This is a genomic window from Pseudomonas sp. ITEM 17296 (assembly GCF_028895205.1).
In the GTDB taxonomy this organism is placed as follows: Bacteria; Pseudomonadota; Gammaproteobacteria; order Pseudomonadales; family Pseudomonadaceae; genus Aquipseudomonas; species Aquipseudomonas kermanshahensis.
In genome coordinates this window covers 36,217-57,986 of sequence record NZ_WJRS01000028.1, presented here as the reverse complement: position 1 = coordinate 57,986, position 21,770 = coordinate 36,217, and the positions used below count along the sequence as shown (strand labels likewise).

The 21,770-nt window shown below is 64.6% G+C and carries 19 protein-coding genes; 14 read left to right on the top strand and 5 right to left on the bottom strand.

Annotated features, from left to right (window positions below; genetic code table 11):
* The first annotated feature begins 43 nt into the window (after window positions 1-43).
* The 3 genes from GIB19_RS23685 to GIB19_RS23675 all read left to right on the top strand — a co-directional run bounded on the left by GIB19_RS23685 (window position 44) and on the right by GIB19_RS23675 (window position 3,652).
* Entirely contained in the window at window positions 44-1,354 is a 1,311-nt protein-coding gene (locus GIB19_RS23685; RefSeq protein WP_274888242.1) for a citrate-proton symporter, read from the top strand.
* On the top strand, window positions 1,351-2,808 hold the full coding sequence (locus GIB19_RS23680) for an amidase (protein WP_274888240.1): 1,458 nt from the start codon (window positions 1,351-1,353) through the stop codon (window positions 2,806-2,808). Before GIB19_RS23685 ends, GIB19_RS23680 begins: the two co-directional genes overlap by 4 nt.
* Before the next feature lie 70 nt (window positions 2,809-2,878).
* Window positions 2,879-3,652, top strand: coding sequence for an IclR family transcriptional regulator (locus GIB19_RS23675; RefSeq protein WP_099429197.1), 774 nt, complete (start codon window positions 2,879-2,881; stop codon window positions 3,650-3,652).
* On the opposite strand, the gene GIB19_RS23670 is transcribed toward GIB19_RS23675, so the two are convergent.
* Window positions 3,641-4,555, bottom strand: a complete 915-nt coding sequence (locus GIB19_RS23670) for a helix-turn-helix domain-containing protein (protein ID WP_274888239.1) — start codon at window positions 4,553-4,555, stop codon at window positions 3,641-3,643. The genes GIB19_RS23675 and GIB19_RS23670 overlap by 12 nt on opposite strands.
* Before the next feature lie 177 nt (window positions 4,556-4,732).
* Here GIB19_RS23670 and GIB19_RS23665 point away from each other — a divergent pair, with 177 nt between their 5' ends.
* The 4 genes from GIB19_RS23665 to GIB19_RS23650 all read left to right on the top strand — a co-directional run bounded on the left by GIB19_RS23665 (window position 4,733) and on the right by GIB19_RS23650 (window position 9,016).
* The gene (locus GIB19_RS23665) at window positions 4,733-5,560 is read left to right on the top strand and encodes an SDR family NAD(P)-dependent oxidoreductase (RefSeq protein WP_274888238.1); all 828 of its coding nucleotides are present in this window, start codon (window positions 4,733-4,735) and stop codon (window positions 5,558-5,560) included.
* The gene (locus GIB19_RS23660) at window positions 5,557-7,275 is read left to right on the top strand and encodes an FAD-dependent oxidoreductase (protein ID WP_274888237.1); all 1,719 of its coding nucleotides are present in this window, start codon (window positions 5,557-5,559) and stop codon (window positions 7,273-7,275) included. Before GIB19_RS23665 ends, GIB19_RS23660 begins: the two co-directional genes overlap by 4 nt.
* A complete protein-coding gene (locus GIB19_RS23655) occupies window positions 7,275-7,604 on the top strand; it encodes an NIPSNAP family protein (protein WP_186678116.1) in 330 nt (109 codons plus the stop codon). Before GIB19_RS23660 ends, GIB19_RS23655 begins: the two co-directional genes overlap by 1 nt.
* Window positions 7,605-7,672: 68 nt before the next feature.
* Complete coding sequence (locus GIB19_RS23650; RefSeq protein WP_274888232.1) at window positions 7,673-9,016, top strand: MFS transporter; 1,344 nt, start codon at window positions 7,673-7,675, stop codon at window positions 9,014-9,016.
* A gap of 35 nt (window positions 9,017-9,051) precedes the next feature.
* On the opposite strand, the gene GIB19_RS23645 is transcribed toward GIB19_RS23650, so the two are convergent.
* On the bottom strand, window positions 9,052-9,963 hold the full coding sequence (locus GIB19_RS23645; RefSeq protein ID WP_027593440.1) for a LysR family transcriptional regulator: 912 nt from the start codon (window positions 9,961-9,963) through the stop codon (window positions 9,052-9,054).
* Between the two features lie 290 nt (window positions 9,964-10,253).
* Window positions 10,254-10,910, bottom strand: coding sequence for an HAD family hydrolase (locus GIB19_RS23640; protein WP_274888230.1), 657 nt, complete (start codon window positions 10,908-10,910; stop codon window positions 10,254-10,256).
* A 93-nt stretch (window positions 10,911-11,003) separates the two neighbouring features.
* Between GIB19_RS23640 and lexA the strand changes: the two genes are divergently transcribed.
* From lexA to GIB19_RS23620, 4 genes are read left to right on the top strand one after another with little or no spacing between them, the layout of a single operon-like run.
* The gene (gene lexA / locus GIB19_RS23635; protein WP_085272942.1) at window positions 11,004-11,621 is read left to right on the top strand and encodes a transcriptional repressor LexA; all 618 of its coding nucleotides are present in this window, start codon (window positions 11,004-11,006) and stop codon (window positions 11,619-11,621) included.
* Window positions 11,621-12,235 carry a translesion DNA synthesis-associated protein ImuA gene (gene imuA, locus GIB19_RS23630; protein ID WP_027593437.1) on the top strand — a complete coding sequence of 205 codons (615 nt, stop codon included), beginning with the start codon at window positions 11,621-11,623 and terminating at the stop codon, window positions 12,233-12,235. Before lexA ends, imuA begins: the two co-directional genes overlap by 1 nt.
* A 12-nt stretch (window positions 12,236-12,247) precedes the next feature.
* The gene (locus tag GIB19_RS23625) at window positions 12,248-13,666 is read left to right on the top strand and encodes a Y-family DNA polymerase (RefSeq protein ID WP_274888228.1); all 1,419 of its coding nucleotides are present in this window, start codon (window positions 12,248-12,250) and stop codon (window positions 13,664-13,666) included.
* Window positions 13,663-16,743 carry an error-prone DNA polymerase gene (locus GIB19_RS23620; RefSeq protein WP_274888227.1) on the top strand — a complete coding sequence of 1,027 codons (3,081 nt, stop codon included), beginning with the start codon at window positions 13,663-13,665 and terminating at the stop codon, window positions 16,741-16,743. Before GIB19_RS23625 ends, GIB19_RS23620 begins: the two co-directional genes overlap by 4 nt.
* A 143-nt stretch (window positions 16,744-16,886) precedes the next feature.
* On the opposite strand, the gene GIB19_RS23615 is transcribed toward GIB19_RS23620, so the two are convergent.
* Complete coding sequence (locus GIB19_RS23615) at window positions 16,887-17,708, bottom strand: aldo/keto reductase (protein WP_274888225.1); 822 nt, start codon at window positions 17,706-17,708, stop codon at window positions 16,887-16,889.
* Complete coding sequence (locus GIB19_RS23610; RefSeq protein ID WP_027593433.1) at window positions 17,696-18,601, bottom strand: LysR family transcriptional regulator; 906 nt, start codon at window positions 18,599-18,601, stop codon at window positions 17,696-17,698. Before GIB19_RS23610 ends, GIB19_RS23615 begins: the two co-directional genes overlap by 13 nt.
* A 139-nt stretch (window positions 18,602-18,740) precedes the next feature.
* Here GIB19_RS23610 and GIB19_RS23605 point away from each other — a divergent pair, with 139 nt between their 5' ends.
* From GIB19_RS23605 to GIB19_RS23595, 3 genes are all read left to right on the top strand, one after another.
* Complete coding sequence (locus GIB19_RS23605) at window positions 18,741-19,439, top strand: CoA transferase subunit A (protein ID WP_027593432.1); 699 nt, start codon at window positions 18,741-18,743, stop codon at window positions 19,437-19,439.
* Window positions 19,440-19,474: 35 nt separating this feature from the next.
* Window positions 19,475-20,131 carry a CoA transferase subunit B gene (locus GIB19_RS23600; protein ID WP_027593431.1) on the top strand — a complete coding sequence of 219 codons (657 nt, stop codon included), beginning with the start codon at window positions 19,475-19,477 and terminating at the stop codon, window positions 20,129-20,131.
* Between the two features lie 140 nt (window positions 20,132-20,271).
* A complete protein-coding gene (locus GIB19_RS23595; RefSeq protein ID WP_172960356.1) occupies window positions 20,272-21,723 on the top strand; it encodes a short-chain fatty acid transporter in 1,452 nt (483 codons plus the stop codon).
* Window positions 21,724-21,770: the final 47 nt, after the last annotated feature.

The following is a 21,770-nucleotide window of genomic DNA, read 5'->3' as shown; positions in this document are numbered from 1 at the left end:
CTGTGCCTGGGTCATCACCCAACAGATGAATGGAGTGTTCCCTATGCAGACTTCGAGCACAGGCGTGTCGCGTACCCAGCAGGTGGTCGCTGCCGTCATCGGCAATGCGCTGGAGTGGTATGACTTTATCGTGTACGGCTTTCTGGCGAGCATCATCGCCCGGCAGTTCTTCCCCTCCGACGACGAATACGCCTCGCTGCTGATGGCCCTGGCCACCTTTGGTGTGGGCTTTTTCATGCGCCCGGTGGGCGGCGTGCTGCTGGGCATGTACGCCGACCGCAAAGGCCGCAAGGCGGCCATGCAGATGATCATCCGCCTGATGACCGTGTCCATCGCCATGATCGCCTTTGCGCCCAACTACCTCGCCATCGGCATGGGCGCACCGTTGCTGATCGTTGTGGCGCGCATGCTCCAGGGCTTCGCTACAGGGGGCGAATACGCCAGCGCAACGGCGTTTCTGGTAGAAAGCGCACCCGCCCATCGCAAAGGCCTGTATGGCTCCTGGCAACTGGTAGGGCAGTGCCTGGCGGTGTTCTCGGGGGCGGCGATGGTGGCGTTGGTGACGCACCTGTGCACGCCTGAGGCGCTGGATAGCTGGGGCTGGCGAATCCCGTTCGTGCTTGGCCTGCTGATTGGCCCGGTGGGGCTGTGGATTCGCAAGCACATGGAAGAACCCGAAGAGTTCCTCCAGGCGCGTAAACAGGCCAAGGGCCAGGCGCCGGGCCTGTGGCAGGTACTGCGTGAACACCGCCGCAGCCTGCTGGTGTCGATGGGCCTGGCGTGTGGCGCCACGGTATCGTTCTACGTGGTGCTGGTGAACATGCCGACCTTCGCCCACCAGAACCTCGGGTTGCCGCTGGACCAGGTATTGCTGGTGCAGATGCTTGCGGTGGGGCTGATGACCGTGGTCATCCCGCTGGCGGGGGCCTTGTCTGACCGGTTGGGCCGGCGCCCGGTACTGATGGCCTTCACCCTGGCCTTCTTCGTGATGGTCTATCCGCTGTACGTGTGGGTGGCGGCGGCGCCGTCGATCGAGCGCCTGCTGGTGATGCAGCTGCTGCTGTGCACCGCCATCGGCGGGTTCTTTGGCCCGGCGCCGACTGCCCTGGCCGAGCAGTTCCCGGTCGAGGTGCGTTCGACCGGTGTATCGGTGGCCTACAACGTGGCGGTGATGGTGTTCGGCGGCTTTGCGCCGCTGATCGTCACCTGGCTGAGCAAAGCCCTGAACACGCCGGTGGCGCCGTCGTTCTATGTACTGTTCGCTTGCCTGCTGACGCTGTTGGGCACTTACTGCCTGAAAGAAGCGCCACGTGCGGGTAAAGCTGTCGCGTTCAACCTTGGAGTGAAACCGTGAAGCCGCTAGCCATCGACCCAATCGTAGCGCTGGATGCCGAGGCGTTGTCCCGCGCGATTCATGCCCGCCAAGTATCGTGCCGTGAGGCGATGCTGGCGTACCTCGCCCATATCGAGCGTTTCAACCCGCAGGTCAATGCGCTGGTGTCGCTGCGTTCGGCCGAGGCACTGCTGGCCGAAGCCGATGAGCGCGACGGTGAGCTGGCGCGGGGGCAGTCAAGGGGCTGGATGCATGGCATGCCACAGGCAATCAAGGACCTGGCTGCCACGGCCGGGCTGCGCACCACGCTGGGCTCGCCGCTGTTCGCCGAGCAGGTGCCCGAGCACGATGCGGTCAGCGTGGCGCGGGTCAGGGCCAGTGGGGCGATCATCGTCGGCAAAAGCAATGTGCCTGAGTTTGGCCTGGGCTCGCAAAGCTACAACACCCTGTTTGGCACCACACTCAATGCCTACGACCCAAGCCGGGTGGCCGGTGGCAGCAGTGGCGGGGCCGCGGCGGCCTTGGCCCTGCGATTGCTGCCGGTGGCCGATGGCAGCGACATGATGGGCTCGCTGCGTAACCCGGCGGCGTTCAACAATGTGTTCGGCCTGCGCCCGTCCCAGGGGCGGGTGCCGCATGGGCCGGCGCCGGAGGTGTTCCTGCAGCAACTGGCCACTGAAGGGCCGATGGGGCGCAGCGTGGTCGATCTCGCGCGGCTGTTGACGACCCAGGCAGGCTTCGATGCACGGGTGCCGTTGTCGCTGAGTGGCGGCAAGGTTGATTTCGCTGAAGGGTTGCAGCGCGACTTCAAGGGTGCGCGGCTGGGCTGGCTGGGCGATTATGACGGCTACCTGCCGATGGAAGACGGGGTGCTGAGCCTGTGCGAGTCGGCCCTGGCGGATTTTGGCGAGCTGGGCTGCCAGGTCGAGGCCTGCCAGCCGGCCTTTGACTTGGCGCGCCTCTGGCAATGCTGGTTGACCCACCGCCACTTCCTGGTGCACGGCACCCTCGGCGCGGCCTATGCCGACCCCGGCAAACGTGCCCTGCTCAAGCCTGAGGCGCAGTGGGAAGTCGAGGGCGGTTTGCACCTGAGCGCGTCGCAGGTGTACCAGGCTTCGATAGACCGCAGTGCGTGGTACCAGGCCCTCGGCAGGTTGTTCGAGCGTTACGATTTCCTGCTGTTGCCTTCGGCCCAAGTGTTCCCTTTCGATGCACAGCAGGCGTGGCCGAAGGCAGTCGCAGGGCGAACGATGGACACGTATCACCGCTGGATGGAGGTGGTAATCGGGCCGACCTTGGCAGGGCTGCCGAGCATCAGTGTACCGGTGGGCTTCAGTACCACGGGGTTGCCGATGGGCCTGCAAATCATTGGCCCAGCCCAGGCGGACCACGCGGTGTTGCAACTGGCCCATGCCCATGAGCAACTGACCCGCTGGGTCGAACGGCGGCCGCCGCCGTGCTTGCAACTTCCGTAAAGGCTCTGGGCAGGCGCGGTTCTTGCTGTGCATGATGACCAACCCGCCAAGTGACAGGGAGGTCAGACACATGGGCAACATGACAGACAGTGGCGGCGTACGCTCGGTGGAGCGGGCGCTGGCCATCGTCGACTTGCTGGGCGAACACCAGGCATTGGGGCTTGAAGAACTGCACTACCTGACATCGCTGCCCAAGGCCACGGTCTCGCGTATGCTCGCCACCTTGCAGGAGCAGGGGTGGGTTTACCGGGGCTTGAGCGACCGGCGCTATCGCCTGTGTGCCCGGCGCCTGTTCGGCGACCGCCAGCTGCGCTTCAAGCGGCGCCTGGTGGAGCAGGCGGCGCCTTGGCTGCTTGAGCTGAGCGAACGCACCGGGCTGGTGGCAGACCTGTCGTGCTTCGATGGCGAGCGGCTGGAGGTGATGGAAAGCGCCATCCCTCAGGTGTTGCGCAAGCGCTACCCGAACAACTGCCAGATCGTCGGCCACCATGCCAGCCTGTTCCATTCGGCGATGGGGCGCGCGTGCCTGGGGGAGCTGGACGGCGACGAAGTGCAGCGCTTGGCCAGCCACCAACGGTTGGGTGATGACAGCCTGTTGCGCGATATCGAGGAGGATGCGCACAAGGGCTTTGGCCAGCGTACCGAGGGGCATTGGGAATACCCGGTGCGGTTGCCATTTCTGATCCGGGCGATCGCCTTGCCGGTCCGGGTCGAGGGGCAACTGGCGGGCAGCATCGCCTTGCATTGGCCGGTGGACCAGGCGCCGGTGGAGCGAGTGTTGAGCCTGCACCTGGACCGATTGGCGGCGACAGTGGGCCAGGTGCAGCAGGCGCTAGAGGCTTGAAGAAAGCCTTGTACTGGCCCGCGAAGAGGCCAACGCAGCGTCGCGAAACCCGCTCGGGCTCACCCCCGAGTGCTTGCGAAAAAACCGGCTGAAATACCCCACATCGACAAACCCCAGATCATGGGCAATCTCTTTCACGCTGAGGCTTGAATGCCCCAGCGCCCGTTTGGCCTCCAGCACCAACCGGGCATTGATGACATTCATCGGGGTCATGCCCAGATGTTCCTGGCACAGCCGCCCCAGCGTGGCCAACGTCAGCCCGAGTTCAGCGGCATAAGCCCCCAACGACCAATGCTCGCGAAAGTGCATGTCCACCAGCTCGCGGAACCCGGTCAGTTGCTGGCTGCGCCTGGACGGTGGGCGACGCCCGTCACCACTGGCCTGTGGTTCGTGGCGCAGCACCTGGATCAGCAGCGCCAGCAACAGCGACATGCTGCTGGCCACATGCTCGCGAGCGCGGTTGTGGTATTCCTCGTGCAGGGCACGGCACAACGGCAGCAGGGGGTCTTCGTCGGCTTCCCAGTGGGGCAGGGCGATCACCTGGGGTTTGCGGACCGTTGCCAGCAGGTTTGGCGCCAGTACCTGGGTGATGCTTTCCAGCGGGTGCTGCGCCGCCGTGATCACCTGGCCCTCGACCGCACCGGCCCAGTGGAAGCCATGCACCACCTGCGCCGGCACGTACACCACGCAGGGCGCCTGGGCCTGAATGCGGTCACTGTCGAACAGCACTTCACCACCGCCGCTTTGCAAGTAGAGCAACTGCAGCAGGCCTTCGTGACGGTGCGCGGCGATCTCCCAGTTGTGGGCACCGGAGCGTTTGGAGATCGACTCCACATGCAGCGACTCGTGCCACACCGGCTGTGCAGTCTCACCGTACAGGGCGTAATTGGGGATCTTGTTCATGGTGTTGTAATTGTTTTGATCGGTACCCGGCTACTGTGCCACAGCCGCTGAACAGGTTCAGGGGCGGTGCAGCAAATTGTCGGGAATGTGGGGCTGGTTGCAGGTTTTGTCCATTCTGCACGGGTGCCTGTCAGCCCTAGGCTGTTCGCCAGATGAAGCGACACTCTGGAGAGCAGCATGCATAACAACAAGATTAGCGCTCACTGGCTGGGCCTGGATTCAGCCGTTTGTGTAGTGACCGGCGCGGCCGGCGGCATTGGCGCGGCACTGGCTGCCGCGTTGGTCGAACAGCAAGCCCATGTGGTTTTGCTGGACCGCGACCTGGGCAAGTGCCGTGAGCTGGCGGCCAGCTTGGGCGAGCACAGTGTCGGCGAGGTCAGCGCGCTGGGGTGCGACATCGCCGACCCCGATAGCGTGAGCCAGGCCGCCGCACAGGTGCAGGCGCTGCACGGCTGCTGCGATGTACTGATCAACAACGCCAGTGTGCTGCGCCCGGGTTCGCTCGACGTGCTGACCCTGGAGCAATGGAACCAGGTGTTGGCGGTCAACCTCAGCGGCTACCTGCTGTGTTCGCAGGCCTTCGGCAGCTTGATGCTTGCCCGAGGCCAGGGGCGCATCGTGCATGTAGCGTCGATCGCGGCCCATTACCCTCAACCCAACAGTGGTGCCTACAGCGCGGCCAAGGCCGGGGTCAGCATGCTGTCCCGGCAGATTGCCGTGGAATGGGGGCCGCGCGGGGTACGCAGCAACGCGGTGTGCCCGGGGTTGATCCGCACGCCGCTGTCGGCAGCGTTTTACGCGGACCCGCACATCGAACGCCAGCGCAGCGCCATGACCGCCAACCAGCGAATCGGCGAGCCGCAGGACATCGCCGAGGCGGTGCTGTTTCTTGCCAGCCCGCGTGCCGACTACATCAACGGCGCCGAGCTGACGGTCGATGGTGGGCTGGAGAGCATGCCCATGGCGTTGATCCCGCGCCCCGGTTTCGAGGGCGTACGCGCATGAACACACGCACCTGCGATGTACTGGTGGTGGGGGCGGGGGCCGGCGGCCTGGCGACGGCGATCACTGCGAAAAAACACGGCCTGGATGTGGTCGTCATCGAAAAGGACGACTGCTTCGGCGGCACCACGGCGTTCTCCGGTGGGGTGCTGTGGGTGCCGGGCAACCGGCATGGGATGAACGACAGCGATGAGGCGGCGCTGACCTACCTGCGCAACGAAACCGGCGACTGTTTCGACGAAGTGGCGGTCAAGGCGTTTCTGCGTCACGGGCCAGACATGGTCGAGTTCTTCGAGCGCGAGACCGCCGTCAAATTCGTCCCCACGCTGTACCCCGACTATCACCCACACGTGGAAGGTGGCGTCGATGTCGGGCGCTCGATACTGGCAGCGCCCTACGACATCCGCGGCCTTGGGCCCGACATGGCACGCCTGCGGCCACCGCTCAAGACCATCACCTTCATCGGCATGATGTTCAATTCGTCAAATGCCGACCTCAAGCACTTCTTCAATGCCACCCGCTCGCTGACGTCGTTCGTGTATGTGGCCAAGCGCTTGCTGACCCACCTCAAGGAGTTGGCGCTGTACCGGCGCGGCACCCAGGTGACCAGCGGCAATGCCCTGGCGGCGCGGCTGGTGAAGTCGGCACTGGACCTGGGCATTCCGATTTTGACCGGGACCCCGGCCAGGCACCTGTTGCGTGAAGGCAATCGGGTCACTGGCGTGTTGGCGAAACAAGGCGACAGCGAACTGCGCATCGAGGCGCGGCGCGGCGTGGTGCTGGCCTGTGGTGGGTTTTCCCATGACGTGCAACGGTTGAAGCAGGCCTACCCGCATGTGCGTCGGGGTGGCGAGCACTTTTCGCCGGTGCCAGCAGGCAACACGGGTGATGGTGCGCGCATGGCTGAAACGATGGGCGCCAAGGTCGATATCCGCCTGCAAGCGGCGGCGGCGTGGATGCCGGTGTCCAAGGTGCCGATGGGGGCAGAGCGATTTGTCGCGTTCCCCCATTTGCTCGACCGTTACAAGCCCGGTGTGATCGGCGTGCTGCGCTCGGGCAGGCGCTTTACCAACGAATCCAATTCCTACCACGACGTGGGTGCGGCCTTGATCGAGGCGTGTGCAGAGCAACCGGAAACCGCCATGTGGCTGGTCTGTGACCGACGCACCCTGGCCAAGTACGGGCTGGGTTTCGCCAAGCCATCGCCGATGCCGCTGGGGCCACTGTTGCGTAACGGCTACTTGCTCAAGGGCAGCAGCCTCACCGAGCTGGCGCGCAAGGCCGGGATCGATGCCGCCGGGCTGGAGCAGACCGTACGTGAGTACAACCTGGGCGCCGTTCAGGGTGAGGACCGCCAGTTTGGGCGAGGTACCACGCGTTTCAATCGCTACCTGGCCGACCCGCAGCACACGCCCAACCCGTGCGTGGCGCCAGTGGCCGAGGGGCCTTACTTTGCCGTGAAGGTGATCATGGGTGACCTGGGCACCTTCGACGGCATCCGCACCAGCGTGGTCGGCGAAGTGCTGGGCGCCGATCAGCAGGCCATCGACGGCCTGTACGCCGTCGGCAACGACCGCGCCAGCATCATGGGCGGCAATTACCCCGGTGCCGGCATCACCCTGGGGCCAATCATGACCTTTGGCTACATCACCGGGCGCCACCTGGCGGGCGTCGAACAAGGCCTGGCTACAGCGGGCAACGCGCGGGAGGTTGCATGATGGACAAGCCTGTCGTCGATCACAGGGTCTACACCATCCGCCCACGTGGCATGGCGGCCTTTCTCGAAGCCTTCGACCAGTTGGCGATGCCGATTCTGCTGCGCCATCTCGGTGCGCCGCTGGCGTTTTACACCAGCAGCATCGGCCCGCTCAACCAGGTGGTGCACTTGTGGGGCTATGACAGCCTCGATGACTTCGAAAAACGCAGCGCCGCGCGGGACGCTGACCCGGACTTCGCAGCCTACCTGCAGGCCACCCGCGATCTGGTCGTGGCCCAAGAGACCCGGATCATCCGGCCTGTGCGGCTGCCCAGCCTCGTTCACCGGTAATGCTGCCTGGGCCGCATGGCGGCCCACTGCCGATGCACCTTCATAAAAACAACAACAGGTGATACCCCATGAACAACGCCATTGATGTGCGCCAACTGATCGACCAGCAACCCATCGGCCGCTACCAGAAATGGGTAGTCTTCCTGGGCTTTCTGATCATCGCCCTGGATGGGCTGGACGTCGCCCTCATCGGTTTCATCGCACCGCAACTGAAAAGCGATTGGGGCCTGGGCGCACAAAGCCTGGGCCCGGTGTTGAGCGCGGCCCTTATCGGCCTGGCGCTCGGGGCGTTGATCGCCGGCCCCTTGGCCGACCGCTATGGGCGCAAGGCGGTCTTGCTGGGCAGTGTCCTGCTGTTTGGTGTGTGGACCTTGGCCTCGGCATTTTCGCCCGACCTTGAGACCCTTGTTGCCCTGCGTTTTCTGACCGGCCTGGGCCTGGGCGCTGCCATGCCCAATGCCAGCACCCTGGTCAGTGAATACGCGCCGGCGCGCAGCCGCTCGCTGTTGATCACCCTGGCCTTCTGTGGTTTCTCACTGGGTGCGGCGGCAGGCGGCTTTGTCAGTGCCTGGATGATCCCCAACCTGGGCTGGCGCAGCGTGCTGGTGCTGGGCGGCGTGCTGCCGCTGCTGACAGTGCCGTTGCTGTGCTGGCGGTTGCCCGAGTCGGTCACCTTCCTGGTCAGCAAGGGTGCTGACAAACGTCGCATCCACGCCATCGTCAGCCGTCTGGCACCGGAGCGTGTCAACGCCGACAGCACCTTCATCGTACCGGCCAGCGCGCCCAGCAGTGGTGGGGCGATTGCGACCATTCTCTCGCCGCGCTACCGCTTTGGCACCTTGATGCTTTGGGCTGGCTACGTGCTGGCGCTGTTTCTGGTTTACCTGTTCAGCGGCTGGTTGCCCACCTTGGTCAAGGAGGGGGGCGGCTTCTCGGTAGCCGAAGCGGCCATCGTCACCGCCTGTTTCCAGATCGGCGGGCCGCTGGGGGCGATCTCGGTGGGCTGGGCCATGGACCGCTGCAACCCGCAACGGGTACTGATGCTGACCTTCTTGTTCAGCGGTGCGGTGATCTTCGCCATTGGCCTGGTGGCTGGGGATTTTGCCTGGCTGTGCGCGATTGCCTGGGCCGTGGGCTTTGGCCTCAATGGCGCAAGTGTGGGCATGAATGCTTTGGCGGCGGCCTTTTACCCTACCGAAGCGCGGGCGACCGGTGCCAGCTGGATGAGTGGCATCGGGCGCTTCGGGGCGATTCTCAGTGCGTTTGCCGGCGCCCAGATGCTGGCCATGGGCTGGAGCTTTGCACAGGTGTTCGCGTCGTTGCTGATCCCGGCGGTATTGGCTGCGCTGGCGGTGTTGTTGCAAGGGCGCCATGCCGGTTCAGGCCGGCGCGCTGCCCGGCAAGCTGTGTAAATCTCGCTGGAACATAAACACCTGCAGGCCTTCGTTCAGTTTTCGCGGCTGTACATTCTGCATTCAGCCAGCAACGCCAGCAGGTTCGGCTCTCGTTCCCGCGCCTTCAAAAACACCACGCCAATGTGCTGTTGCAGGCGATAGCGTGGTTGCAGGGCAATCAACTTCACCCGGTTCTCGTAGACCGCAGCGATTCGCCCTGGCAGCAGGGCAAAGCCAACGCCGGAGCTGACCATGCTCAGCAGGGTGAAGATATCGTTCACCTGCATGGCCACCTTCGGCTCGAACCCTGCCTGCTCGAATACCCGCGCACCATCACGGTGAGTGGCAAAGCCTTGGGTCAGGGTGATGAAGGTGGAGTCGGCGAGGTCGGCCAGGTCCACCTCGGCGTGTTCGGCAAAGGGCGAGTCGGTGGGGACGGCAAGGAAGATGTCGTCGGAGAACAGCGGCAATTGCTCGCAGGCGGGGTCGCTGACGCTTTCGTCCAGCGACACCAGGATGGCCTCCAGTTCGTGGTTTTTCAGGCGTTGCAGCAGGTCGACGTTCGAGCCCAGGGTCAGGTCGATGTTGAGCGCGCTGCGGCGCAGTTTCAGGCCCATGACCAGCTTTGGCACGGTCTTTACCGTTAGCGAGTACAGGGCGCCCAAGCGGAAACGTTCGGCATAGAACCCCGCAGCCTCACGGGTCTGGCGGACCATCTGCTCGGCGTCCTGGATCAGCTGGCGGGCTTTTTTCTCCAGCACGTAGGCGCTTTCCAGCGGGATCAGTTGCCGGCCTTCGTGCTTGAACAGGGGGCAACGCAAGGCGCTTTCCAGCGAGTGGATGGCACGGTGCACGCTGACGGCACTGGTGGACAGCTCGGCGGCGGCGCGGCCGAGGTTGCCACTGCGCATGAAGGCGAGGAAGGTTTCCAGCTTTTTGAGGGTCAGTTCTTCGTCGATGAGCATGGGCGGCCTGAGAGGTTGGGCTGCGGTTGAAGGTTAGAGCGTTGAGGTGTAGGGGTTGAGTGTTATGGCGTTTGTGAGATCGAGCGCCGCCTGCGCGGCGCTTCGCAGCACAAGGCTGCTCCTACAATTTTTCGGGCCAATTATTCCTGAGGCGGTCGCGCGCAAATATCACAGGCCTCACTGGCCCGAAACAGATGGAGCAGCCTTGTGCTGCGAAGCGCCGCGCGGGCGGCGCTCGATCTCACAGGCGCCATAAACCTCAAGGCATGCACCAGCGCATCCAGCACACCTCACCCCATCGATTCAATCAACGCCCACAACCGCGCATCATCAAAGTCCTCGATCACCAGCCCAGCCCCCGCGTCCATCAGGCGTTCGGCAGTCTGTGTAGTCGCAACCCCAACCGTAAATATCCCCGCACCACTGGCAGCCTTGACCCCGGGCAACGAGTCCTCGAAGGCCAGCGCGTGCCCGGCCTCGGCCCCGAGCCGCTGTAGCCCGGTGAGGTAGGGCAGCGGGTCCGGCTTGGCTCGCTCAAGCTCCTCGGCCACCAACACATGCTCGAAGCGGGCCTCCAGCCCCATGGCCTGCAACATGTGCTCGGCATTGAGCCGGGGGGCGTTGGTCACCACGCACATCCCCAGGCCACAGGCCTGGCCGTGCTCCAGCAAGCGCAACAGGCCGGGCATGGGCGCGAGCGACGGCGCCAGCGAGCGGAACAACGCCTCTTTGCGATCCGCCAGGGCCAGGCATTGCTGCGGGCTGGCATCGGCAAACAACTCGGCGAACAGTTCGCCGTTGGCCCGGCCACTGACCTGTGCATCGAACTGGGCCTGGCTCAGTTCACGGCCGTCATGCTCGCGCAGCAACTGGCGGAAAGCCTGCAGGTGCAGGGTATCGGTGTCGGTGAGGGTTCCGTCGAGGTCGAACAGCAGGGCAGTCAGCATCAGGTATCCAGGTATGAAAAATCACAAGCCCGACGATCATAACCAAAGCGGACGACGAAGGGGGCTGTTCAGTGTGTTGCGAAAAGAGTACAAATGTACTCCATGGACAATCTGACCCCCAAACGCCGCGCCATTCTCGAATTCATTCGTGAGCGCATTGCTGACCACGGCCAGCCACCGAGCCTTGCCGACATCGCCACGCGCTTCGGCTTCGCCTCGCGCAGCGTCGCGCGCAAACACATCACCGCCCTGTGCCAGGCCGGCCATATCGACGTCACGCCGAACCAGGCGCGAGGTATTCGCCTGGCTCAACCGCTGCGCCGCCCGGAAATCCTCGAAGTGCCGGTGCTGGGCCAGGTCGCGGCAGGTGCCCCGATCGGCCCGGACCTCGACATCCACGAGCAGTTGCTGCTCGACCCCAGCCTGTTCCGGCGCACGCCCGATTACCTGTTGAAAGTGCGCGGCGACTCGATGGTCGATGACGGCATCTTCGACGGTGACCTGGTCGGCATTCGGCAACAGGGCGAGGCCCGAGACGGGCAGGTCGTGGTCGCCCGCCTGGACGGCGAGGTGACCATCAAGCGCTTGCAGCGTCAGCCTGGCGGTTACCGGCTGTTGCCGCGCAACCCGGCCTATGCGCCGATCGATGTGGGCCCTGAACAGGAGTTCTTCATTGAAGGCGTGTTCTGTGGCCTGCTGAGGCGCGACTGATGGGCGCGGTGGTCGATCTCGACAGGCTGCTCGACCAGCGTCAGGTCTGGCGCGGGCGGCAGGTTCAGGCCCGGCCCCTGGGGTTGCAGCCGACCGGGCATGCCGCGCTCGACCAACGCCTGCCCGAGGGCGGCTGGCCGGCCGCGGCACTCAGCGAACTGTTGCTGGCCAGCCCGGGGTGCGGTGAGCTGCAACTGCTGTGGCCCTCACTGGCGCGCCTGACTGCAGAAGGTGGCCGCGTGGTGCTGGTCGCGCCGCCGTTCATTCCCTATGCCCCGGCCTGGCAGGCAGCGGGGGTGGATCTACGCTGGCTGGCCCAGGTTAGCGCCACGCCTGCCGACGCACTGTGGGCGGCTGAGCAATGCCTGCGTTCAGGCAGTTGCGCCGCCGTGTTGTGCTGGCCAGAGCGCGCCGATGACCGGGCACTGCGGCGCCTGCAGGTGGCTGCCGAGACCGGCCAGGCGCTGGCGTTCGCCTGTCGCCCACAGCAGGCGGCACACAACCCGTCGCCGGCCGCTCTGCGTATTGCCATCGACACTCGGCCGGCACAGTGGCGTGTGCTCAAGAGCCGGGGCGGCATGCCGCCAGCGCTGCCCATCGCGCTGCCCGGCTGAGGCTGATGCACCATGCTCTGGGCCTGCATTCTGCTGCCACAGCTGGCGCTGGACACTGTTCTGCGCGAGCGTGACGACCCTGAAACGCCCCTGGTAGTGATTGGCGGCCCGACGCAGCGCCGTGTGCTACAGGCGGTCAACCCCGCTGCCGCAGCCCTCGGCCTGCGTGCTGGGCAAACCCTGGCCACGGCGCGTGCCTTGGCCGATGGCTTCACCTGCGTAGAGGCCGATGACAAACGCATCGAGCAGTTGCAACAGCTGCTGGCAGCCTGGGCCTATCGCTTCAGCGCCCAGGTGAGCCTGCATTACCCAAGGGCTTTGTTGTTGGAGGTCGGCTCCAGCCTGCAGCTGTTTGGCCCCTGGCCGTTGTTCGAGGCACGCCTGCGCCAGGAGCTCAGCGCGTTGGGCTTGCGGCAGCGCATCGTGCTGGCCAGCAACCCGGTGGCGGCCCGCATGCTTGCCAACGGTCATGATGGCCTTGCGGTGACCTGTGCCGATGCCACCCGCGCCGTACTGGCACAGATGCCTATCGACCGTGTCGGCTTGCCGCTGGAGGCCGCCGAGGCCTTTGCCCGCATGGGGTTGCGCCAATTGGGCCAGGTGCTGGCCTTGCCGCGCGACGCCCTGGCCAAGCGCTTTTCTGCGCAGGTCCAGTTGCACCTGGACCAACTGCTCGGCCTGCGCACCCTGGGGCTGGGCTTCTACCAGCCGCCGGACCGCTTCGAGTCGCGCCTGGAGCTGAATTTCGACGTGGAGTCGCACCAGGCGTTGCTGTTCCCGCTGCGCAGAATGCTCAACGACCTCGGCGCGTTCCTGGCTGGGCGCGATTGTGGCGTGCAGCGTTTTTGCCTGCACCTGGAGCATGCCGAAGGGCCGGACACGTTGCTCAAGGTTGGCCTGCTGGCGGCCGAACGTGACCCTGCCATGCTCTTCGAACTGGCAAAAGGGCGCCTGGAGCCGCTGCAAATCCCCGCCCCGGTACGCAACTTGCGCTTGGTCGCCGATGACCTGCCACCCTTCGTGCCCCAGCACCAGGCGCTGTTCGACCCCCGCGCCCAGCAGTCGCAGCCCTGGGAGCAGTTGCGTGAACGCTTGCGCGCACGGTTAGGCGATGAGGCCGTCAAGGGGCTGAGCGCCGAGGCCGATCACCGCCCCGAATGTGCCTGGCAAGCGGCGGAGCAGGGCGCACAAGGCAGCCTGCCGGTGTTGCCGGGTAGCCGCCCCGGCTGGCTGTTACCGGCGCCCGTGGCGCTGGAGGCAGCCGGCCACCGTGTGCTGGGGCATGCCGAGCGCATCGAGTCGGGCTGGTGGGACGGGGGCGACGTGCGCCGTGACTACTACCGCATCGAAACCCGCGACGGCCTGCGCGGCTGGGCCTACCGCGACCTCAGCCAGCCAGGCCCTTTGTGGTTGCAAGGCTGGTTTGCATGAGCCGGTTCGGGTATGCCGAATTGCACTGCCTGTCGAACTTCAGCTTCCAGCGGGGGGCGTCGAGTGCCGATGAGTTGTTCAAGCGTGCGCGCGAGCAGGGCTATGACGCACTGGCGATCACCGATGAGTGCACCTTGGCCGGTATCGTCCGCGCCTGGCAGGCCGCCAAGGCGCACCAGCTGCGGCTGATTATCGGCAGCGAAGTCCGCCTGCAGGATGGCCCGAAACTGGTGCTGCTGGCGGAAAACCTCACCGGCTACCAGAGCCTGTGCGCGCTGATTACCCGTGCGCGACGGCGGGCGGAAAAGGGCGACTACCAACTGTTCAGCGAGGACCTGCGCGAGCATCATCAAGGCTTGCTGGCGCTGTGGGTTGCCGAGGATGCCGACGACCCTGAACCCGGTGAGGGTTTGCGCACGCTGTTCGCCGAGCGGCTGTGGCTGGCCGTGCACCTGCACCGTGGCAGTGATGACGAGGTGCGGCTTGGCAAACTGCGCCAGCTGGCGAGCAAGGTCGGTATCCGCGCAGTGGCCTGCGGTGACGTGCACATGCATGCACGCGGTCGCCGTGCCCTGCAGGATTGCATGACCGCCATCCGCCAGCATTGCCAGGTGGCCGAAGCGGGTCGCTACCTGTACGCCAATGGCGAGCGTCACCTACGCAGCCCTGAGCAGTTGCAGGAACTGTACCCGGCCGACCTACTGGCCGAGACCCTGGTCATCGCCGAGCGCTGCCGTTTCGACTTGAGCGAGCTGAAGTACCAGTACCCGCGTGAATTGGTGCCAGCCAGCCACACCCCGGCGAGCTGGCTGCGCGAGCTGTGCGAGCGCGGCTTGCTGATGCGCTGGCCGGGGGGGCCGAGCGACAAGGTGCGCGAGGTGCTGGCAAAGGAGCTGGCGCTGATCGAGGAACTGGCCTACGAAAGCTATTTTTTGACCGTGCACGATATCGTAGCCTTTGCCCGCAGCCAGCATATCCTCTGCCAGGGCCGAGGCTCGGCCGCCAACTCGGTGGTGTGTTTCGTGCTGGGGATCACCGAACTCGACCCCATGGAGCACCGTTTGCTGTTCGAGCGCTTTCTGTCACGCGAACGCAATGAGCCGCCGGACATCGACGTGGACTTCGAGCACGACCGCCGCGAAGAGGTGATCCAGTATGTGTTCCGGCGCTATGGCCGGCACCGGGCCGCACTCACCGCCGTGGTCAACACCTACCATGCTGCCGGTGCGGTGCGTGATGTGGCGCGGGTACTGGGGCTGCCGGCCGACCAGGTGGATGCGCTGGCCAAGTGCTGTGGCCGCTGGAGTGATCGCATCCCCGATGCGCAACGCCTGGCCGAGGCCGGTTTCGAGGCCAGCAGCCCGTCGCTGCGGCGGGTGCTGGTTCTGGCCGGTGAGCTGATCGGTTTTCCCCGGCACCTGTCGCAACACCCAGGCGGGTTCGTCATCTCGCAGCAGCCGCTGGATCAGCTGGTGCCAGTGGAAAACGCCGCCATGCAAGACCGCACCGTGATCCAGTGGGACAAGGACGACCTGGACATGGTCGGTTTGCTCAAGGTCGATGTGCTGGCGCTGGGCATGCTCAGTGCCTTGCGCCGTTGCTTCGACCTGCTGCAGCGCCACCGGGGCCGGCAATTGACGCTGGCAAGCATCCCGGGGGAGGACCCAGCCACCTATGCGATGATCAGCCGAGCCGAAACCATGGGCGTGTTCCAGATCGAGTCTCGGGCGCAGATGGCCATGTTGCCACGGCTCAAGCCCGTCACGTTCTACGATCTGGTCATCGAGGTGGCCATCGTGCGCCCCGGGCCGATTCAGGGTGATATGGTCCACCCGTATTTGCGCCGGCGCCTGAAGCAGGAGCCCGTGACGTACCCCTCGCCTAAATTGCAGGAAGTGTTCGAGCGCACGCTGGGTGTGCCGTTGTTTCAGGAACAGGTGATGGAGCTGGCGATGGTGGCTGCCGACTACAGCCCGGGCGAGGCCGACCAGCTACGCCGCAGCATGGCGGCCTGGAAGCGCCACGGCGGGCTGGAGCCGCACCGCGAACGGCTGATTCAAGGCATGTTGCGCAATGGTTACGAACGGTCGTTTGCCGAGCGTATCTTCGAGCAGATCAAGGGGTTTGGCAGCTATGGCTTCCCCGAGTCCCACGCGGCCAGTTTCGCCTTGCTGTGTTACGCGAGCAGTTGGCTCAAATGCCATGAGCCGGCCATTTTCACCTGCGCGCTGGTCAACAGTTGGCCGATGGGCTTTTACAGCCCCGACCAGCTGCTGCAGGACGCCCGGCGCCAAGGCGTCGAGGTGCGGCCGGTGGATGTGTTTCACAGCGAATGGGATTGCACGCTTGAACCGGTGGGTGAACAGGCGCTGGCCATACGCTTGGGGCTGCGGCAGGTCCGTGGTTTTGCCGAAGCTGACGCCCGGCGTCTGGAGCAGGCGAGGGCGCAACGGCCTTGGCGCGATGTTGAAGACTTGTGCCTGCGTGCAGGGCTCGACCACCGCGCCCGTGCCCGCCTGGCTGACGCCGGGGCCCTGAGGGCTTTGGCACGTGACCGTCATCAGGCGCGTTGGCAGGTGGCGGCGGTGCAGCCACAGTTGCCCTTGTTCGCCGAGGTCGAAGCGTTGCCTGAGGCCGTGGTAGCGCTGCCTGCACCGACTGTCGGCGAGGACCTGGTTGCCGACTACCAGACCCTGGGCACCACGCTTGGGCCCCACCCGTTGCGGCTGCTGCGCCCTCGTTTGCGAGCGTTGGGTTGCCGCAGTTCGCACGAGCTGTCAGCTGTCGAGCATGGCGACAACATTGCCGTGGCCGGGCTGGTGGTAGGCAGGCAACGCCCACAGACGGCCAGTGGGGTGACGTTCGTGACGCTGGAGGATGAGTACGGCATGGTCAACGTGGTGGTCTGGCGTGACTTGGCCGAGCGGCAGAGGCGGGCGTTGGTGGGGGCGCAATTGCTCAAGGTGAGCGGGCGGCTGGAGCAGGAGAACGGGGTGCGTCACCTGATTGCGCGGCGGCTGGAGGATATCAGCCCCTTGCTGCAGGGGCTGGATGTGCGCAGCCGCGATTTTCATTAGCCTGCCAGCGTTGTCTGTTGCGTTGACTGTTGTAGGAGCAGCCTTGCGCTGCGAAGAGGCCGGTGACAACACAGCAGATTTGCTTTGGTATCGCCGGCCCCTTCGCAGCGCAAGGCTGCTCCTACAAGGGTCGGGCAAGGGCTTCAGACCATCGTCAAGCGTTGCTTGCGGGTCGGTGCTGGGAATGCCCGGTCAATCGCTCGCAGGTCTTCGCTGCTCAGGGTCAGCAAGCCGGCCGCCGCATTCAGTCGCACATGCTCTGGGTCTACCGCCTTGGGAATGGCAATCACCCCCTCATCACGGGTCACCCAGGCCAGGCTGACCTGGGCCGGTGTCGCACCGTGGCGCTCGGCAATTTCGGCCAGCACGGGGTGCTGCAACAACTGCCCGGCCTGGGCCAATGGGCAATACGCCATGGTCGGCAAGGCGCGCTTCTGGCTCCACGGCAGCAGGTCGAATTCGATGCCGCGTTGCACCGGGTTGTACAGCACTTGGTTAGTGGCGCAATCGGGGTTGTGCAGTTCGCGCAAGTCATCGACATCGAAATTGGACACCCCCCAACGCTTGATCTTGCCTTGTTCGCGCAAACGCTCGAACGCTTCGACGGTTTCCTCCAAGGGATGTTGGCCACGCCAGTGCAGCAGGTACAGGTCGATGCAGTCAGTGCCCAGGCGTTTGAGGCTACGCTCGCAGGCGGCAGGCATGCCGCGCTGGCTGGCATTGTGCGGGTAGACCTTGCTGACCAGGAACACCTGGTCGCGGCGCCCGGCGATGGCGTGGCCAACCACCTGCTCCGCGCCGCCCTCGGCATACATTTCAGCCGTATCGATCAGGCTCAGGCCCAGCTCGATACCTTGTTGCAGGGCCGACACCTCAGCGGCCCGGCGGCCAGGGTCTTCACCCATGTACCACGTGCCCTGGCCAATGGCCGGCACCTTCGAACCTGCCAGTTTCACGTATCGCATGTCACCTCCGGGATCTGGGTATGGGAAAGCAATACCTCGAGCAGCGCTTGCGCTGCGGTGGACAGTTTGTGCTCACTGAGCGCGATGACCCCCATGCGCCGCTCCACGGCGGGCTCGACCAGCGGCACGCAGCGGGCACCGAGCTCCTGCATCTGGTTGATGCACAGCGCCGGCACCGCGCTGACGCCCAGGCCGCTGGCAACCATGCGGCCAACGGTCGACAGTTGATGGCTCTCGAATGCCACCGCCAGCTTGCCATGGCTGGCCGCGACGTTCTGTTCCATCAACAGGCGGACCGCCGACGGGCGCTGCAAGGCGATGAAGTCTTCGGCCAGCAGTTGCGTCCAACTGACCTGGGGCAGCCCGGCCAGTGGCGAGTCGGCGGGCACCACGGCGACGAAACGGTCCATGTACAGGGGGTAGAAGTCCAGGCCATCGGTGTTGTCCGGTTCGAAGCCGATGCCCAGTTCGACGCGACGGTGGCGCACCAGTTCCTGTACCTGCTCGTTGATCACGTCATGCACGGTGACGTTGACTTTCGGGTAGCGCTGGCGAAACACCTTGAGCGCGTGCGGCAGCAGGTTACCGGCGAAGGCCGGTATGGCCGCCACCGAAACCCGCCCCAGTTGCAGGGTGAAACGCTGGCGCAGCATTTCTTCGGTGTCGTCCCAGTCGGCCAGCAGGCGCCGGGCCAGCGGCAGCAGCACCTCACCTTCGGCAGTCAGGCTGACACTGCGGGTGGTCCGGCTGAGCAGGGCGCCGCCGAGGTTTTCCTCAAGCGCCTTGATGGTCAGGCTCAACGCCGGTTGCGATACATGCAGGTGTTCACCGGCCTGGGCGAAGCTCTGGTACTTGGCCACGGCGACGAAGGCGCGGAGTTGCTTGACGTTCATGACGGCCCTGATCGTTGTTTTGAAAAAGTTATCAATCGATGATGAAAACAAAATTAACAAATCAGTCGACTAAGGTGAAGATGGGGCACACGCTCACCGACAGCCTCGTCGGTTCAACAACTACAAAAGGCGGATCAACATGGCCGGACTGGACAAGCGCGTAGCAACGTATGAAGAGGCCCTCGACGGCCTGACCGACAACATGACGGTATTGGCCGGTGGTTTTGGCCTGTGTGGCATCCCGGAAAACCTTATCAACGAGATCAAGCGCCGTGGCGTCAAGGGCCTGACCGTGGTGTCGAACAACTGCGGTGTCGACGGTTTCGGCCTCGGCGTATTGCTGCAAGACCGGCAGATCCGCAAGATGATCGCCTCCTATGTCGGCGAAAACGCCGAATTCGAACGCCAACTGCTCAGTGGTGAGCTGGAAGTCGAACTGACCCCGCAAGGCACCCTGGCCGAAAAAATGCGCGCCGGTGGCGCTGGCATCCCGGCGTTCTACACCGCCACGGGCTACGGCACCCCGGTCGCCGATGGCAAAGAGGTGCGTGAATTCAAGGGCCGCCACTACATTCTCGAAGAGTCCATCACCGGCGACTTCGCCATCGTCAAGGGCTGGAAGGCCGACCACTACGGCAACGTGGTGTACCGCAACACCGCGCAAAACTTCAACCCGCTGGCGGCCACGGCCGGCAAGATCACCGTGGTCGAAGTGGAAGAGATCGTCGAACCAGGCGTGCTGCTGCCCAGCGAGATCCACACCCCGGGTATTTTCGTTGACCGCGTGATTGTCGGCACCTTCGAAAAGCGTATCGAAAAGCGCACCGTCAAGGCCTGAGCGCCATCCTTCAGAACAACAAAGAGATCCTGACCATGGCACTGACCCGCGAACAGATGGCGCAACGCGTCGCCCGTGAACTGAAGGACGGCTACTACGTCAACCTCGGCATCGGCATCCCGACCTTGGTGGCCAACTACGTACCCGCTGATATGGATGTGATGTTGCAGTCGGAAAACGGCTTGCTCGGCATGGGCGAATTCCCTACCGAGAGCACGATCGATGCCGACATGATCAACGCCGGCAAGCAGACCGTCACCGCCCGCCGTGGCGCGTCGATCTTCGATTCGGCGCAATCGTTCGCCATGATCCGCGGTGGCCACGTCGACCTCACCGTGCTCGGCGCCTTCGAAGTGGATGTGCAAGGCAACATCGCGTCGTGGATGATCCCCGGCAAGTTGGTCAAGGGCATGGGCGGCGCCATGGACCTGGTGGCCGGTGCCGACAACATCATCGTGACCATGACCCACGCGTCCAAGGACGGCGAGTCCAAGCTGCTGCCGCGCTGCAGCCTGCCGCTGACCGGTGCCGGTTGCATCCGCAAGGTGCTGACCGACCTGGCCTACCTGGAAATCGACAATGGCGCCTTCATCCTGCGCGAGACAGCACCGGGGGTGAGCGTTGAAGAAATCATCGAGAAGACCGCCGGCAAGCTGATCGTGCCGGATGATGTGAAAGAAATGACCTTCTAACCCGCAAACGGGTCATTCGACCTGTAGGCGCAGCCTTGTGCTGCGAAGAGGCCAGTGACAACACAGTGATTCTTCGCTGCTGCCACTGGTCTCGTCGCAGCACAAGGCTGCGCCTACAGGTTTTTTGCGTTGCTGTAGAAATGTCCGATAAAACCAATAAAAGGAAGTTGATCGTGGCCGCTGAAATCCAAGACAGCCGCTCCGCCCGCTTTGCCCTGCGCTGCTCCAACTGGGCCGAACGCTGGTTCCCTGATTCCTGGGTATTCGCTGCCCTGGCCGTCGTACTGGTGTGCGTGGGGGCCCTGGCCATGGGCGCCAAACCGACCGACACCGCCAAGGCCTTTGGTGATGGCTTCTGGAGCCTGATCCCGTTCACCATGCAGATGGCATTCGTGGTCATCGGTGGCTACGTGGTGGCCAGCTCACCGCCTGCCGCGCGGCTGATCGACCGTTTGGCACGCATTCCCAAGAACGGCCGCTCGGCCGTGTGCTGGGTGGCGCTGATCTCGATGCTGGCCTCGTTGCTCAACTGGGGCCTGTCGCTGGTGTTCGGTGGCTTGCTGGTGCGCGCCCTGGCTCGGCGCAGCGACCTGAACATGGACTACCGTGCAGCCGGTGCTGCGGCCTACCTGGGCCTTGGCGCGGTATGGGCATTGGGCCTGTCGTCTTCGGCGGCGCAATTACAGGCCAACCCGGCCAGTTTGCCACCGTCGATTCTGTCGATCACCGGGGTGATTCCGTTCACCGAGACCATCTTCCTCTGGCAGTCCGGCGTCCTGCTGGCGGCGTTGGTGATCGTGTCGCTGGTGGTGGCCTATGCCACCGCGCCAGGCCCTAGCAGTGCCCGTACCGCGCAACAATGCGGTGTCGACCCAAGCTTCACCGCGCCGCCACCGGCCCAGCGCAGCCGGCCCGGTGAGTGGCTGGAGTACAGCCCCATCCTGACCTTGCTGCTGGTGGCCCTGGCCGGTGGCTGGCTGTATCAGGAGTTCGCCACCAAGCCCGCCATCACGGCCATCTCTGGGCTGAATACCTACAACTTCCTGTTCATCATGCTGGGTGCCTTGTTGCACTGGCGCCCGCGCAGCTTCCTCGATGCTGTGGCCCGCGCGGTGCCGACCACCACCGGGGTGCTGATCCAGTTCCCGCTGTATGGCTCGATTGCGGCGGTCCTTACCCAGGTCAAAGGGGTGGACGAACAGACGCTGGCCCATCACATCTCCACCTTCTTCGTGCAGATCGCCTCCCACGACACCTACGCGGTGCTGATGGGGGTGTACTCGGCTGTGCTCGGCTTCTTCATCCCTTCGGGCGGTGGCAAGTGGATCATCGAGGCGCCCTACGTGATGCTGGTGGCCAATGACCTGCAATACCACCTGGGCTGGGCGGTGCAGATCTACAACGCCGCCGAGGCGCTGCCGAACCTGATCAACCCGTTTTACATGCTGCCGTTGTTGGGGGTACTGGGCCTCAAGGCGCGCGACCTGATCGGCTTCTCGTTCGTGCAGTTGCTGGTGCATGCGCCCCTGGTGCTGGTGCTGCTGTGGGCACTGGGCACAACCTTGCAGTACGTGCCGCCCGTGATGCCTTGAGAATTTGCCCGGCCAAGGCCAGCATTTCGCGCGCACTCCACGTATCA